The 14433-nt window shown below is 65.3% G+C and carries 15 protein-coding genes; 11 read left to right on the top strand and 4 right to left on the bottom strand.

Annotation, left to right across the window (positions count from 1 at the left end):
- The first annotated feature begins 3 nt into the window (after positions 1–3).
- The 4 genes from F7R11_RS04745 to F7R11_RS04730 all read left to right on the top strand — a co-directional run bounded on the left by F7R11_RS04745 (position 4) and on the right by F7R11_RS04730 (position 2970).
- Positions 4–1113, top strand: coding sequence for a DUF2855 family protein (locus F7R11_RS04745; RefSeq protein WP_064801570.1), 1110 nt, complete (start codon positions 4–6; stop codon positions 1111–1113).
- Between the two features lie 145 nt (positions 1114–1258).
- Positions 1259–1693: a YeeE/YedE family protein gene (locus tag F7R11_RS04740; RefSeq protein ID WP_064801568.1), complete on the top strand. Its 435-nt coding sequence runs from the start codon at positions 1259–1261 to the stop codon at positions 1691–1693.
- 1 nt (position 1694) lies between these two features.
- Positions 1695–2108, top strand: a complete 414-nt coding sequence (locus tag F7R11_RS04735; RefSeq protein ID WP_064801566.1) for a DUF6691 family protein — start codon at positions 1695–1697, stop codon at positions 2106–2108.
- A gap of 52 nt (positions 2109–2160) precedes the next feature.
- Positions 2161–2970: a c-type cytochrome gene (locus F7R11_RS04730; RefSeq protein WP_064801563.1), complete on the top strand. Its 810-nt coding sequence runs from the start codon at positions 2161–2163 to the stop codon at positions 2968–2970.
- Between the two features lie 110 nt (positions 2971–3080).
- On the opposite strand, the gene F7R11_RS04725 is transcribed toward F7R11_RS04730, so the two are convergent.
- Positions 3081–3914 carry a hypothetical protein gene (locus F7R11_RS04725; protein WP_021196453.1) on the bottom strand — a complete coding sequence of 278 codons (834 nt, stop codon included), beginning with the start codon at positions 3912–3914 and terminating at the stop codon, positions 3081–3083.
- A gap of 146 nt (positions 3915–4060) precedes the next feature.
- Positions 4061–4642 (bottom strand): tetratricopeptide repeat protein, encoded by a 582-nt coding sequence (locus F7R11_RS04720; protein WP_064801561.1) that lies wholly within the window; start codon positions 4640–4642, stop codon positions 4061–4063.
- A gap of 295 nt (positions 4643–4937) precedes the next feature.
- On the opposite strand from F7R11_RS04720, the gene F7R11_RS04715 reads away from it, so the two are divergent.
- On the top strand, positions 4938–5519 hold the full coding sequence (locus F7R11_RS04715) for a TetR/AcrR family transcriptional regulator (RefSeq protein ID WP_064801558.1): 582 nt from the start codon (positions 4938–4940) through the stop codon (positions 5517–5519).
- A 13-nt stretch (positions 5520–5532) separates the two neighbouring features.
- On the opposite strand, the gene F7R11_RS04710 is transcribed toward F7R11_RS04715, so the two are convergent.
- A complete protein-coding gene (locus tag F7R11_RS04710) occupies positions 5533–6303 on the bottom strand; it encodes a glycosyltransferase family 2 protein (protein ID WP_064806143.1) in 771 nt (256 codons plus the stop codon).
- 43 nt (positions 6304–6346) lie between these two features.
- Positions 6347–6607, bottom strand: a complete 261-nt coding sequence (locus tag F7R11_RS04705; RefSeq protein ID WP_021196449.1) for a phosphopantetheine-binding protein — start codon at positions 6605–6607, stop codon at positions 6347–6349.
- Positions 6608–7135: 528 nt separating this feature from the next.
- Here F7R11_RS04705 and F7R11_RS04700 point away from each other — a divergent pair.
- The 6 genes from F7R11_RS04700 to F7R11_RS04675 are packed head-to-tail and all read left to right on the top strand — an operon-like array spanning position 7136 to position 14409.
- Positions 7136–7768 carry a COG4648 family protein gene (locus F7R11_RS04700; RefSeq protein WP_064801556.1) on the top strand — a complete coding sequence of 211 codons (633 nt, stop codon included), beginning with the start codon at positions 7136–7138 and terminating at the stop codon, positions 7766–7768.
- Between the two features lie 33 nt (positions 7769–7801).
- Positions 7802–9517: an AMP-binding protein gene (locus F7R11_RS04695; protein ID WP_064801554.1), complete on the top strand. Its 1716-nt coding sequence runs from the start codon at positions 7802–7804 to the stop codon at positions 9515–9517.
- Positions 9514–10494 (top strand): lysophospholipid acyltransferase family protein, encoded by a 981-nt coding sequence (locus F7R11_RS04690; RefSeq protein ID WP_064801552.1) that lies wholly within the window; start codon positions 9514–9516, stop codon positions 10492–10494. The genes F7R11_RS04695 and F7R11_RS04690 overlap by 4 nt, the downstream gene beginning before the upstream one ends.
- A complete protein-coding gene (locus tag F7R11_RS04685) occupies positions 10491–11081 on the top strand; it encodes a LolA family protein (protein WP_064801550.1) in 591 nt (196 codons plus the stop codon). Before F7R11_RS04690 ends, F7R11_RS04685 begins: the two co-directional genes overlap by 4 nt.
- Positions 11081–13549, top strand: a complete 2469-nt coding sequence (locus tag F7R11_RS04680; RefSeq protein WP_064801548.1) for an MMPL family transporter — start codon at positions 11081–11083, stop codon at positions 13547–13549. Before F7R11_RS04685 ends, F7R11_RS04680 begins: the two co-directional genes overlap by 1 nt.
- On the top strand, positions 13546–14409 hold the full coding sequence (locus F7R11_RS04675; RefSeq protein ID WP_064801542.1) for a polysaccharide deacetylase family protein: 864 nt from the start codon (positions 13546–13548) through the stop codon (positions 14407–14409). Before F7R11_RS04680 ends, F7R11_RS04675 begins: the two co-directional genes overlap by 4 nt.
- Positions 14410–14433 lie beyond the last annotated feature (24 nt).

Below are 14433 nucleotides of genomic sequence, written 5' to 3'. Positions count from 1 at the left end.
ACCATGAACGCCCCCAAGAACGCCCCATACGAGCGGCTCTTCACGCACAAGCATGCCCTAAACGAAAGCCGGCTGGAAAGCGCCGATGCAGCCCCCCAGGCTGCGCCCGGCGAGGTCGTCTTGCGCCTGGACCGCTTCGCGCTCACCACCAACAACATCACCTACGCGGCCTTTGGCGATGCCATGCAGTATTGGTCGTTCTTCCCCACCGGGCAGGAAGGCTGGGGCCACATGCCGGTGTGGGGTTTTGCCGATGTGGTGAGCTCCACCGTGGAAGGCATCGACGTGGGCGAGCGTTTCTACGGCTATTTCCCGATCGCCACGCACCTGCGCATGCAGCCCGAACGGGTGACGCCGCGTGGCTTCTACGATGGTGCCGCACACCGCCAGTCGCTGGTCTCTGCCTACAACCAGTACACGCGCGTGACACAGGACGCGGCCTACGACGCCGCGCTGGAGAACTACCAGATCCTGTACCGGCCGCTGTTCATCACGTCTTTCATGCTGGCGGATTTTCTCTCGGACAACGCCTTCTTTGGCGCACGGCGGCTGGTGTTCTCCAGCGCCTCCAGCAAGACGGCGTATGGCACGGCGTTCTGCCTGCAGGACACGCCGGGGCTCACGCTCACCGCGCTCACCTCTGCAAGCAATCGCGCCTTCGTCGACGGCCTAGGCTGCTACCACGACAGCGTCACTTACGACGCACTCGATACGCTTGCCACCGACATCCCCACGCTCTACGTCGACTTCTCCGGCGATGCAGCACTGCGCCGGCGCGTACACGAGCACCTTGGCGATGCGCTGGTGTACGACTGCTTTGCGGGCTCCGCGCAGAACACGGATTTCATCCAATCCGAAGCTCTGCCCGGCCCGGCGCCGCAGTTCTATTTCGCGCCGGTACAGATCCGCAAGCGCAACGCCGACTGGGGCCCCGCCGTCGTCACCGAGAAATTCAACGCGGCACAACGACGCTTCATCGACCACGTACGCGAACCCGCGCACGGCTGGCTCACGCTGATCGAGGAGCACGGCATGACGGCTGCACAAGCGCGCATTGCCGCGCTGCACGCCGGGCGTACACACCCGCGTGAAGGCTATGTGATCCGCCTGTAACGAATACGCTGGCGGTAGCTCACGCGCGCGAAGACACGGCATTGCTCGCGCGTGATGCTTTCGTATCCCTGGGGGGATCCAACAAACAATCTACAAATTTATATATTATTTGAGACCTAATTAATTTCTCCCCATCCCTGCTCCCATGTCGATTGACTTTGCGCATTTCACGCCGGGCGCGGCCATGATTGGCGGCCTGATCATCGGGTTGGCCGCAGCCGTGCTGGTACTGGGCAACGGACGCATTGCCGGCATCAGCGGCATCGTAGGCGGGCTGCTGCAGCGCCCGCGTGGCGACATGGACTGGCGTATCGCCTTTCTTGTCGGGATGATCGGGGCGCCAGTCATTGCGGCGCTGCTCGGTCAGCCAGTGGTGCCGGACATCTCCGCCGGCTGGGGCGAGGTCCTCGCCGCCGGCTTCCTGGTCGGCATCGGTACGCGCTATGCGGGCGGCTGCACGAGCGGCCACGGTGTCTGCGGTTTGTCGCGCGGCTCCGTACGCTCGCTGGTGGCAACCCTCACCTTCATGGCCGCGGGCATCGTCACCGTGTTCGTGATGCGACACGTGGTGGGAGGCTGACATGCCGATCGTGATCGCGTTGATCGCGGGCCTGCTGTTTGGTGCGGGGCTCATCGTGTCGGGCATGGCCAATCCGGCCAAGGTACTCGGCTTTCTGGATCTGTTCGGCCACTGGGACCCATCGCTGGCCTTCGTGATGGCCGGGGCGATTGCGGTGGGCGTGATCGCCTTCTTCATCGCGCGGCGACGCGGGCGCTCGCTGCTCGGCACGTCGATCCAATGGCCGTCGGCTACGGGCATCACCACACGGCTGGTACTCGGCAGCGCAGTCTTCGGTATCGGCTGGGGCCTGGCAGGGTTCTGCCCGGGGCCGGCACTGGTGGCGCTGGGCGCGGGCGTACCCAAGGCCATCGGCTTTGTCGTTGCCATGCTGGCGGGCATGGCCGTCTTCAGCGCCATCGAGCGCAAACGCTAGCCGCGCAACCTCGACCTCTAGAACAACACACAACCAACCCACAGGGGGCAACATGACGCTTGGCAAACTCGGCGCCGCATTGGCGCTGGCTGTCAGCACATCCGCATTCGCACAAACCACGCCGAGCACACTGCCGGTGCCCGACGAAGCCACCATCCCTGCCGGCCCGGTGGGCGACGCCATCAAGCGCGGCAAGCTGATCCTCACAGACACCAAGCGCCAGTTGCCCCACAACGTCGGCAACGGCCTGAACTGCACGAGCTGCCACCTGAACGGCGGCACCACGCCATACGCCGCCCCGTGGGTGGGGCTGACCGCCGCGTTTCCGGAATACCGCGCGCGCAGTGGCGCCGTCATTTCATTGCAGCAGCGCGTGAATGATTGCTTCCAGCGCTCGATGAACGGCAAGCCGATTGCCTTTGACGGCGAGGACATGAACGCCATCCTCGCGTACATGAAGTGGCTGTCCAGCGGTGTGCCCGTGGGCACCAACGTGAACGGTCGCGGCTTCGAGAAGATCGACACCACGCTCGTGCCGAATCACGAAAACGGCAAGGCCATCTATGCGCAGCGTTGCGCAGCCTGCCACGGCGCCGAAGGCCAGGGCATGCCGAACCTGCAAGGCGGCTACTTCATGCCGCCGCTGTGGGGCAAGGATGCGTTCAATGTCGGTGCGGGCATGGCACGCCTGTACACGGCGGCCCCGTTCGTGAAGCACAACATGCCGCTAGGCCAGGGCAGCACGTTGACAGCGCAGGAGGCCGTGGACGTGGCCGGGTTCTTCACCCAGCAGCCGCGCCCCGACTATGCCGAACGCGTCAAGGATTGGCCCAAGGGCGACAAGCCGAAAGACGCGCGCTGACACCATCGCATTCAACAAAGAAAAAAGCCTGCGACGTCACCGCCGCAGGCTTTTCTCTTTGACACATCAGGACGCTAGGCGTCTCTTCTGTGTGAATCCCCGCTCAATACTCAGTTGACCTTGAGCTGACCGCCACGGCCCAGACCGCCCTTCACGTCTTGCGCCTTGTAGCTGCGCAGCGCAACGACCATCTTGTTCCAGGCATCAATGAAGGCGACCACCGTGGCCTTGCCTTCCGGCGTGCTGGAGAAGCCAGCCAGACCGCCGCCCACGCCACCGCCAAAGCCGGCCAGTACAGCACCGTAGTTGGTGGCCGTCGAACTGCCTTCGGCAGCGGCGATCTGCACGGCCGAGCGCACGTCAAACAGCGTCAGCGTCACGACCGAAGCCTTCGACTTCACGCTGCCGGCCAGCGCGGCAATCGCGCTGTTGCCCAGCAGGCCGCCCACAGCACCCGCCACCCCACCGATCGGCGAGTCGTTGATGATGATCTGCGGCTCCATGTAGTAGTCAGCCGCCACACGCTGGCCCTTCTGCTGCTTGGAACCGGCACGGTATTCGCCGGAGTTGCGCTGCAGATCGGTGATGCGCGACAGGCGTGCGTCGGTCTTCTGGTTGCCGATCGACGTGATCACGAAGCAGTTGGACTGCTGCACAGCCAAGCGCAGCAGCGGGTCGATCGTGGTGATCTTGGTGGCGCTACCGAACTGGCCGTACCAGTCGGCGTTGCGGCCGTCATCCATGGCGATCGTGCCCAGCGGCGAGGCGCAACGCTCGAGCGTCGGGTCTGCACCTGCGCTGGAGCCGCCTGCCGCAGCACCGCTCACGCCGGCGTTCTGGCCGCCCGGGGTCACAACGCCACCACCCGCACATGCGGCGAGGGAAGCAGCGATCACGGCCACGCCTGCAAACTTGGCAGTGCGGCTGAAGAGATTGGTTTTCATATTGTTTTGTGGCTCGAATTGAGTCGATTTCCGGCTTACGCGTCCTTCGACTCGATAAGCCCCCCTTGGCAAGGCGCGCGACGAGTTTTTCCCCCTCCCCAAAGCGCCTTAAAAACGCGATAACGCTTTCGCTATGTGGTCACCGGTCAATACCAGTACCAGGTCGTCTGACGCCAGACGCCCAGATACGGATAACCCGAGTACCAATAGTTGTAATAGGTGGTGCGCCACTGCGAGCGCCACTTGTAGTCGTCCTGCTCCGACCGTTTTGCCTTGCGCGCTTCGTCGAGCAGTTTCTTGGATTCCTTGTCGCCGCGGCTCACCGCAATCGAGAGCCATTTTTCGGCTTCTGCCGGATCGGAGCCCATCTCTTCGAGGCCGAACAGATAGAACGCGCCGAGTGCCTTCTGCGCCTGCAGGTTGCCGTGCTCGCCAGCCTCGCGCATCCACACCAGCGCCTGATAGCTGTCCTGGCGCACGCCGTCGCCGCGGAAGTAGCGCAGACCCAGGTCATAGGCGGCCTTGGGTTCTCGCTTGGCAACTTCTTTAAGGGCCGTGATACGCGGGTCTTCGTCCGGGATATTCGCCTGGTCAAAAGCCACTTGAGCCTTCGGTCGATCGGCACACCCACGATCGTCGCAAATCCGCACCACATCGCTGAGCGGTTGAGGCTGGGCACAGGCGGCCAGCCACACGACGGCCCCCAGCATCAGCAAACGATTACGCATTCGTCTGACCCCTAATTTCTTATTGTTGCTGTTCGATTGAGAGAGGCCCTGTCAGCCCCGGATGGTTGTACCCCAGCCGATCGCGCAAAGCCTTCTATTCCCCGCCCCACATAACGAATCGCGGGCACATGATATAGATCGGTCTACTTTAGCGTCAACCATGTGCCGTTGTGTTACCAAAGCGTAAAGCTGACAGGGCAACAACAGTCTGCGCACGGTTTGGCCGCAGCCCGATCCACAGGATGCGGCAAGTGGCCGATGCTAAGATGCAAGCCAGCAATCAAGAGAGGGTGCGATGCGCGCAAGCAAGCGCCAACAGGTGGTAGACAAGGCCAGCGAGCTGTTTTCCCGGCACGGCTTCTACCCGGTCGGCATCGATTGGATCATCAGCGAGTCCGGCGTCGCGCGCATGACGCTTTATCGGCACTTTTCCGGCAAGGAAGACCTGATCAAGGAAGTGCTGGAGCAGCGCTATACCTTCATCATGAACAGCATGGCCGAGCAGCTTTCGACCATGCCTGACGTCACGGCCCGCCTGAAGGGCATCTTCGACTGGTATGAGGCGTGGTTCCGCAGCCCGGAGTTTGCGGGCTGCCTGTTCGAGCGCGCGCTGGCCGAGTTTGGCGCGACCTGCCCCAAGGTGACCGACGTGGCGATACGCTACCGCGACGACCTGCTCAACATGATCGAGACGCTGCTCGCGGAGGTCGTGCCCGCCGATGCGGCGCGGCAACTCGCGGGGGTCTATGTGATGCTGCTTTCCGGCGCCACAGCAGATGCGCGTGCCGCGGGCGATCCGACTGCCGCCACGCGGGCGTGGCTCGCAGCACAGACCCTGCTGAACCAGGCCAAAGCCGGCGCGCGCGCCATCGCATAAGCCGGCGTCGCCTCTACCAGCCCCGCTGCAAGCGTCGTGCGACCTGCCAGGGCAAACGCAGCAGCCCACCCGCTATCAGGCGCAGGTGCATGCCCACCAGCAGGATGTTGTCGCGCAGATATTGGAAGTGCGACACGCCACCTTCACTCACCCGAAAGTAGCGCACCGGCGCATCCACCCGAATGGGGCGCACACCGGCCCAGCACAGGCGCACGGCCGCTTCGGGGTCGAAGTCGAAACCGCGCATCCAGGTGTGCCGGCGCATGATGGCAAGCAGCGGCGCGATCGGATACACGCGGAATCCGAACAACGTATCGCCAATGCCCGCCCATAGCGTTTCGATGTCCGCGCACACGTTCGACAGGCGCCGCCCCTGCACGCGCAATTGCGGTGCGCTTGCGTCAAATACCGGTTGCCCGAGAATCATGGCATCGGGCGCCGCCTGCGAGGCGGCCATGAAGGCGGGGATCAGGTCAGCGGGGTGCTGGCCGTCGGAATCCATGGTCAGCACGTAAGAGAAACCATGCGCGGCAGCGGCCTCGAGCCCGGCCTGAATGGCCACGCCCTTGCCCCGATTGCGCGGCAGCACGATCACGTGCAGCCCCGGGTCTTGCGCGGCCATGGCCTGCAGGCGCTCGGCGCTGCCATCGGTACTGCCGTCGACCACCACCCACACGGGGTTCCATTGCGTGCGGGCGCTGCGCACGGTCTCGTCAAGCTTGACGCCCGGGTTGTAGCTCGGGATCAGGACGAGGTGCGTGGAAGATGCGCCAGTCATCGGCATGGCGTCATGCGTGTGCGGCAACGTGCGGGCAACCAGCGCGTGCCTATCGCGTGCGGTGCGCGGCGACGTAGGCTGCCAGCGAGCCCAGCGAAGCGAAGATCTTGGCGTTGTCCGGATTGCCCGAACGCAGTTCAAAGCCGTACTTCTTGGAGATCAGCAGCGCGACTTCAAGGATATCGATGGAGTCGAGCGCAAACCCTTCACCGTACAACGGCGTATCGGCGCTCAGGGTATCGAGTTGGATGTCTTCGAGATTCAGCTCGCCAATCATCAGGGTGGCGAGTTCTTTTTCCAGATCGTTCATCGGTCTTGCTCACACGGGCAGCGTAGCGTCTGCGGACAGACCCTGTAGCAAGGGAATACGGCCAGGAATGTGGCCTGAAGCGAGACGTCCTCATCGCCTGAAACCCTGCCTTGCCCTGCCCCCGCCCGTGCGGTGTGGGGGTCGTTTAAGCTAGGCGGATTCTAGTCGAAGGCACCCCCCTCGTATAGCGCGAAACCGTGACAAAAACCCCGCGCATCACACCGGCGTTTGTGACGCAAACGATTCAACAGTGGGGCTAACACCGCGCCGTATCGCGAATCGGCAGCCAGGCGCTGTCGTAGCGCTTTCGACAGGATGTACATCCGGTTACAAACGCGACATCGGCCAGTCGGGCGAGTCACGTGTAGGCCACTAGAATGTGGCCCGCCAGAACCGTCTGGTGAGGTCCGGACGGCACCAACCGGCCCGCTGTGCCGTGCGTATGATGAAAGCGCCCGGCATCACCGGAAACCGGACAGACACACCCACACACCTGATGCAGCACGACTTATTCCGCCCCCTTCTGACATGGATCGACTGACCGGCATCGTGCGCGCCGCGGCAGGTGTGGCTGCAGTCGTCGCCTATCAGGTGGGCGCGCATTACGCGGTGGCGACGCCGGGCATGCATGGCTTTGGCCTGGCGATGGCGCTCGTGCCGCCGCTGGCCATTGCACTGGTGGCAGCAGCGCGCGCCGCGCAGCGCGCCTGGTTGTTGCCGCTGTGGTGCGTTGTCAGCGGGGCACTGTGGATGCTCCACGAACCGCTGTCGCGCCATTTTGAATGGGGCCTGTATCTCGAACATGCGAGCTTCAACCTGATGATGGCTTACGTATTCGGCCGCACGCTCGTTGCTGGGCGCGAGCCGCTGTGCACGCGCTTTGCGGCCATCGTGCACGGCACGCTCACGCCACGCATTGCGCGTTATTCACGGCAGGTGACGGTGGCCTGGATGCTGTTCTTCGTGGCAACGGCGGCGGTATCCACGCTGCTGTTTGCCGCGGCATCGATCGTCACGTGGTCGACGTTTGCCAACTATGTATCGCTGCCGCTGGTGGGCGTGATGTTTGCCGCGGAATACCTCTGCCGGCGCCTCGTGCTGCGTGGCGAGCCGAACTCCAGCCTGTTCGACGCCGTGCGAGCCTACCGGCAATCCCGCTGAACCCATACTGACCACATCCCCCGAGATTGCTGCATGCCGACTTACCCGCTGGTCTCCCACGCATCGCTGGACCACACGCTCGCCTGGCGCGACGGCGCACCGGTTTCCGTGCGTGCGTTCCTGGCCGACGTGAAGCGATTGGCCGCGATGCTCCCGCCGGGCGGTCACGTCTTCAACGCCTGTACGGACCGCTACCGCTTTGCCGTCGGCCTGTGCGCCACGCTGGTGGCCGGCAAGATCAGCCTGCTGCCGCCCATGCAGACACCGCAGATGGTGCGTCAACTGGCAGCGTTCGCGCCCGATGTGTTCTGCCTGCATGACGCAAGCGCATGCCCTGTCGACCTGCCCGGCTTTCACTACACCGATGATGCGACGCGGGGCGATGCGCTGGCCGAGGTGCCGCCGCATGTTCCGCAGATTGATGCGTCACAGGTCATGGCCTATCTGTTCACGTCCGGCTCGACCGGCACGCCCGTGCCGCATCGCAAGACGTGGGGCGCTCTCGTGCGATGCATGCGCGCGGGGGCCGCACGGCTTGGGCTGGACGATGGGCGCGCATTCACGCTGGTTGGCACGGTGCCGGCGCAGCATATGTATGGCTTTGAGGTCACGGTCCTGCTCCCGCTGCAGGCCGGCCTGGCGTTGAGCAACCAGCAGCCGTTCTATCCGGCGGATATCCGCGAAGCGCTTGAAGCCGTGCCGGCGCCGCGCGTGCTGGTGACATCGCCGGTGCACCTGCGGGCGCTGCTGGCGTCGGAACCCACCTTGCCGGCCGCAGCGCTGGTGCTGTCAGCCACTGCGCCGCTGTCGGAAGCGCTCGCGCTCGAGGCGGAGGCGCGCCTGGCCGCACCGCTGCTCGAAATCTATGGCAGCACCGAAACCGGCCAGCTCGCCACGCGCCGTACAGCGCAAGACACCGCGTGGCATGCGTACCCCGACGTGCATCTGGAGTTGCGCACCAGCACAGCCGATGACGACGGCCCCACCGTCTGGGTGTCCGGTGGGCACGTGGAAACCCCGGTGCCGATGGGCGACACGCTGGCGCTGCTGGACGACACGCACTTCCTGCTGCAAGGCCGCAAGGCCGATCTCATCAACATTGCCGGCAAGCGATCTTCGCTGGCGTATCTGAACCATCAGCTCAATGCGATTCCCGGCGTGGTGGACGGCGTGTTCTTCATGCCGGACGACGCACCGCCCACGCCGCATGCATACGGTGGGTTGCCGGTCACGCGGCTGGTGGCGCTGGTGGTTGCGCCGGGGCTAAGTGCGGCGGCGTTGCTGCGCGCACTGCACGAGCGCATCGACGCGGCGTTCCTGCCGCGCCCGCTGCTGTTTGTGGAAGCCTTGCCGCGCAACGGCACCGGCAAGCTGGCGCGGGATACGCTGGCGACGCTGGTTGCGCAGCAATTGGAGCTCCACCATCGGAAGCCCGCGATGCGTTTCACCATCCCCGCAGATCACCCTGCACTGCCCGGCCACTTTCCGGGGTGCCCGATCGTGCCGGGGGTGCTGCTGCTCGATCATGCGATCCACACGATCGGTGTGGCGCTGGGTCGTTCGCTCGATACCTGCCAGCTCGGTTCGGCCAAGTTCCTGAGCCCCGCGGCGCCAGGTGAAGCACTGGATCTCGCGTTCGAAACGGCGGCCAGTGGCGCAATCCGTTTCACGATCCGTGCGGGTGAGCGGGAAGTGGCCAACGGTGTGCTCAGCGCGCAGGCGAACGCGCCGGAAGGTGTGCCTGCATGAAGCGCCCTGAATGGGCCGAGCGCCCGGAGCGGAGCAATCTCGCAGCGCTGCGCGCGATGACCTGGATTTCGCTGCGCTTCGGGCGGCCGTTTGGCCGGCTCCTGCTGCGGCTGGGCACGCTGTACTTTGTGCTGTGCTCGCCCGCCGCGTACCGTGCATCGCGCGACTATCTGCGGCGCGTGCTCGGCCGGCCTGCCGGCCTGCGTGACGTCTATCGGCACATGCTGACCTTCGGCACCACGATCCACGATCGCATCTACCTGATGCATGCGCGGTTCGACCTGTTCGACATTCAGTTGAAGGGGCAGGAGCACGTGCACGAAGCCCTCGCGCAGGGACACGGTGCGTTTCTGCTAGGCGCGCATCTCGGCAGCTTCGAGGTGGTGCGCGCGCTGGGCCGTGCGGCGTCCGATCTGCCGGACCTGCCGAGGTTACGTGTTGCGGTTGCCATGTACGAAGACAACGCGCGCAACATCAACGCCGCTGTTGCCGCCATCAACCCGGCGGCGGCGCCGGAAATCATTCCGCTGGGGCGCATCGATGCCATGCTGCAGGTGCGCGAGGTGCTCGATGCCAACGGCCTGGTGGGCATGCTGGCTGACCGTACGTTGCTGCGCGACGCCGGCCCTTCCGTGCAGCGCGTGGACTTCCTTGGTGCCCCTGCTGCGTTTCCGCTTGGGCCGCTGCACATGGCGGCCATGCTCAAGCGGCCCGTGCTGTTCATGACCGGCCTGCACCTGGGCGGCAACCGCTATGCCGTGCGGTTCAACAAGCTGGCCGACTTCACGAACCTGCAACGTGAGGACCGCGCCGCCGCTGTCCAGACCGCGCTGGCACGCTATGTAGAGCACGTTGAACACGGCTGCCGCACAGCGCCCTACAACTGGTTCAACTTCTTCGACTTCTGGCACGATGCCAGCGCGACGGAACGGCAACCCGCCGGACACCCGGAACGCCAGGAAACCCCGACGCCATGAACCGACGCTCACTGTTTTGCGCCTGCGTTGCCATGCTCGCGGCCAGCCTGCTGGCCAGCACCGTCCATGCCGCGGACGGTTCAGGCTGGACGCTCGACCGCCTGATGTCGACCCTCGCCCACAACAAATCCGGACGCGCCACCTTTACCGAAACGAAGACCCTGTCGATTGCCGCGCAGCCCATCGAGTCCTCCGGCGAACTTGTCTTCGTCGCGCCCGACCACCTGGAAAAGCACACGCTGCGCCCCAAACCCGAGCATCTCGTGATTGACGGCAACACGCTGACCGTCGAGCGCAACCAGCGCAAATTCTCGATGCCGCTTGGGCAGTATCCGGAGCTTGCCGCGTTCATCGAGAGCATCCGCGCCACGCTGGCCGGCAACCGCTATGCGCTCGAAGCGGTGTACAAGGTCACCATCAGCGGCCGGGGCGATGACTGGACGCTCACGCTCACCCCCATCGACACGCGCATGCAGAAGGTGGTCAGCACCATCACGCTGGATGGCACGCGCGATATGCTGCGCAGCGTCACCATCCGCCAGGCTGACGGCGACCACTCGCTGATGCGCCTGCAACCGGTCAACTGATGTTGCTGCCGATGCGCGAGCCCGCCAACAACACGCGCGCTTACCGGCAGCCCGCAGTGCTGCTCTGGCTGCTCGGCCTACTGCTGTGCGCCATCGTGATCGGCCGCACGAGCTTCACGGCGGACCTCTCCGCTTTTCTGCCGCGTTCGCCCAGCGCCGAGCAGCGCGTGCTGGTCGATCAGCTGCGCGAAGGGTTGGTGTCGCGGTTGATCCTCATCGGCATCGAAGGCGGTGGAGGGGATGATGCGGCCACCACGCGCGCAGCGTTGTCCCGGCAACTCGCGGCCACGCTGCGTGCGGATGCGCAATTCAGCGCCATCAACAACGGCGAGCCCGTGAGTGAAGCGCGCGACCGGCAGTTCGTCTTTGAGCACCGCTATGTTCTGAGCCCGGCCGTCACACCGCAACGCTTTTCCGCAGAGGGGCTGCACCAGGCGCTGGGCGATAGCCTGGACTTGCTGGCGTCGTCCGCCGGCCTCGTCGCGAAGAACATGCTGCCGCATGACCCGACCGGCGAGGTGGCCGCGCTTGTCAGCCAGTTGGACAGCACCGCACTGCCCTCCCTATCGAACGGCGTCTGGGCCTCGCGCGACGGCAAGCGCGCCGTGCTGGTCGCGCAGACCTCCGCCGCCGGCTCCGACACAGATGCGCAGGCGCGCGCCATCGACACCGTGCGCCGCGCGTTCGATGCCGCTGTGCGCGCTACACCGAACGCCGCATCGGCCAAGCTGCTGATGACCGGCCCCGGCGTGTTCTCGGTCGACACGCGCGACACCATCAAGCACGACGTGGAACGGCTCTCCGCGTTGAGCCTGGTGTTGATCGTGGCGCTGCTGCTGACGGTGTACCGCTCGCCGCGCACGCTGGTGCTCGGGCTACTGCCCGTGCTCTCGGGGGTAGCTGCCGGCGTGGCGGCGGTCAGCATTGGGTTCGGCACGGTGCACGGGCTGACACTCGGGTTCGGCACCACGCTCATCGGCGAGGCTGTCGACTATTCGATCTATCTGTTCGTGCAATCTGCCGGCACACACACGGTGCGCCCAGCCGATTCACTGCGTGCGTGGATTGCCACGTACTGGCCGACCATCCGCCTGGGCGTGCTGACCTCGGTGTGCGGTTTTGCGTCGATGCTGTTCTCCGGCTTTCCAGGGCTTGTGCAACTGGGGCTGTATTCGATTGTCGGGCTGGTGACGGCAGCGATGGTTACGCGCTATGTGCTGCCGCATCTGCGCGGTGCGCACGTGGAGATTCGCGACGTTGCCAAGCTCGGTGCGTGGCTGGCACGCGCTACGCAAGCCGCACCGCGCCTGCGTTGGACACTCGTGCTCACGCTGGTAGGTGCGTGCGCCGCACTAGCGCTGCATCGCGATGGCCTCTGGAGCCGCGAGCTTGCCGCACTCAGCCCAGTGCCCGCCCATAGCCAAGCACTCGACGCCAGCCTACGCGCCGACGTGGGTGCACCGGACGTGCGCTATCTGGTGGTGATTCCCGGCGCGAGCGAACAGGCTGCGCTGCAAGGCGCGGAGAAAGTGGCCGCACAACTGCAACCGTTGGTGGATACCGGCGCGCTGGCCGGGTTCGAGAACCCCGCACGCTATCTGCCAAGCGATGCCACACAGCGCGCGCGTCTGGCCAGCCTGCCCCCCGCCGATGTACTGACCGAGCGCATGCGCGCCGCCGTTGAAGATCAGCCCATCCGCGTGAAGCCAGAGCTCTTCACTCCGTTCATCGCCGACGTGGCCGCCGCGCGCGCACAACCGCTGCTGCGCCGCGCAGACCTGCAAGGCACATCGATGGCACTGGCTGTTGATGCCCTGCTCACGGAGCGCGACGGCCAGTGGAGCGCCATGCTGCCGCTGCGCGCACCGTCAATCGACAAAGCAAGCACCCAGACCGCAAACCCACCCAGCTTGAATGCCGCAGCCATTCGCACTGCTGTCGAGCACGCCAACCTGCCCGGCGCATTATTCGTCGACCTGAAGGCGGAAGCCGACCGCCTCTACGTCAACTACGTGCGTGAGGACATTCGCCTCGCATTGGCGGGGTTCGTGGCGATTGCGTTGCTGCTGTGGGTCGCACTGCGTTCTGCGCAGCGCACACTGCGCGCGCTGGCGCCACTGGTGGCGGCGGTGCTGGTCGTTACCGCCGGCTTTGCGCTGGCGAGTGTCCAACTCACCATCCTGCATCTGGTGGGCATGCTGCTGATCGTGGCAGTGGGTTCGAACTACGCGTTGTTCTTCAACCAGCGCACAGGCACGTCACAGCCCTCACAACCAGCAGCGCAGACACTGGTATCCCTGCTGGTGGCCAACCTGGCGACGGTGGCCGGCTTCGGCCTGCTGGCATTCTCTCGCGTGCCGATGCTGGAGACCTTCGGGTTGACCGTCGGCCCCGGCGCCATGCTGGCGCTGGTGTTTGCCGCCATCCTCGCGCCAAAGGCTGCCCCCGATCAGCACACTGCCGCATGAACGCCCCACTCACCCAACCTCTTGGCATGGCACGGCGCTGGAAACCCACGCCGCTCATCAGCGGTGCGTTGGCACTGCACGCTGGCGCTGCCGTGACGGTAGTGGCACAACCATCGTCCTGGCCGTGGGCGGGTGGTGCCGTCGTTGCCTCGCACCTGGCGCTGATGGCCGCTGGGCTGTGGCCGCGCAGTTCGCTGCTCGGGCCCAACTGGACGCGCCTGCCGGCAACCGCCGGTCAGCAGATCGCGCTGACCATCGACGACGGCCCTGACCCCGAAGTCACACCGCGCGTGCTCGATCTGCTGGACGCGTACGGTGCCCGCGCTACGTTCTTCTGCATTGGCGATCTGGCACGCCGGCATCCGCACTGCGTCGAGGCCATCGTCGCGCGCGGGCACGCGGTAGAAAACCACAGCCAGCGCCATCGGCACCACTTCTCGCTGCAAGGCCCCGGCGCACTGCGGCGCGAGATCGAGGCCGCGCAGAACACGCTGACTGAGATCACAGGGGTGCGCCCGTTGTTCTTCCGCGCGCCCGCCGGGTTGCGCAACCCGTTTCTCGAACCCGTGCTGTGCCAACTCGGCCTACAACTGGCAAGCTGGACCCGACGGGGCTTCGACACACGCTCGCACGATGCGGCTGCCGTGGCGCGGCGCTTGCTGCACAACCTGGCAACACAGGACATCCTGCTCGTTCACGACGGTCATGCGGCGCGCGATGCTCACGGCCAGCCCGTACTGCTGGCCGCGCTGCCGATGGTGCTGCGAGCCGCCGCGCAAGCGCAGTTGCGGTGCATCACCCTGCGCGCGGCGCTGGCATCGGAAGCTTCGCAACCGGGCGGACCGAAAGTGACCGTTTGATAAAATTTGTGTATGCAACCGGGA

Source organism: Ralstonia insidiosa (genome assembly GCF_008801405.1).
GTDB lineage: Bacteria > Pseudomonadota > Gammaproteobacteria > Burkholderiales > Burkholderiaceae > Ralstonia > Ralstonia insidiosa.
This window is presented reverse-complemented; position numbering and strand designations above follow the sequence as displayed.

Coding starts and splice junctions, on each gene's coding strand:
- F7R11_RS04745 (WP_064801570.1), top strand. CDS start 4: ATGAACGCCCCCAAGAACGCCCCATACGAGCGGCTCTTCACGCACAAG.
- F7R11_RS04740 (WP_064801568.1), top strand. CDS start 1,259: ATGTCGATTGACTTTGCGCATTTCACGCCGGGCGCGGCCATGATTGGC.
- F7R11_RS04735 (WP_064801566.1), top strand. CDS start 1,695: ATGCCGATCGTGATCGCGTTGATCGCGGGCCTGCTGTTTGGTGCGGGG.
- F7R11_RS04730 (WP_064801563.1), top strand. CDS start 2,161: ATGACGCTTGGCAAACTCGGCGCCGCATTGGCGCTGGCTGTCAGCACA.
- F7R11_RS04725 (WP_021196453.1), bottom strand. CDS start 3,914: ATGAAAACCAATCTCTTCAGCCGCACTGCCAAGTTTGCAGGCGTGGCC.
- F7R11_RS04720 (WP_064801561.1), bottom strand. CDS start 4,642: ATGCGTAATCGTTTGCTGATGCTGGGGGCCGTCGTGTGGCTGGCCGCC.
- F7R11_RS04715 (WP_064801558.1), top strand. CDS start 4,938: ATGCGCGCAAGCAAGCGCCAACAGGTGGTAGACAAGGCCAGCGAGCTG.
- F7R11_RS04710 (WP_064806143.1), bottom strand. CDS start 6,303: ATGCCGATGACTGGCGCATCTTCCACGCACCTCGTCCTGATCCCGAGC.
- F7R11_RS04705 (WP_021196449.1), bottom strand. CDS start 6,607: ATGAACGATCTGGAAAAAGAACTCGCCACCCTGATGATTGGCGAGCTG.
- F7R11_RS04700 (WP_064801556.1), top strand. CDS start 7,136: ATGGATCGACTGACCGGCATCGTGCGCGCCGCGGCAGGTGTGGCTGCA.
- F7R11_RS04695 (WP_064801554.1), top strand. CDS start 7,802: ATGCCGACTTACCCGCTGGTCTCCCACGCATCGCTGGACCACACGCTC.
- F7R11_RS04690 (WP_064801552.1), top strand. CDS start 9,514: ATGAAGCGCCCTGAATGGGCCGAGCGCCCGGAGCGGAGCAATCTCGCA.
- F7R11_RS04685 (WP_064801550.1), top strand. CDS start 10,491: ATGAACCGACGCTCACTGTTTTGCGCCTGCGTTGCCATGCTCGCGGCC.
- F7R11_RS04680 (WP_064801548.1), top strand. CDS start 11,081: ATGTTGCTGCCGATGCGCGAGCCCGCCAACAACACGCGCGCTTACCGG.
- F7R11_RS04675 (WP_064801542.1), top strand. CDS start 13,546: ATGAACGCCCCACTCACCCAACCTCTTGGCATGGCACGGCGCTGGAAA.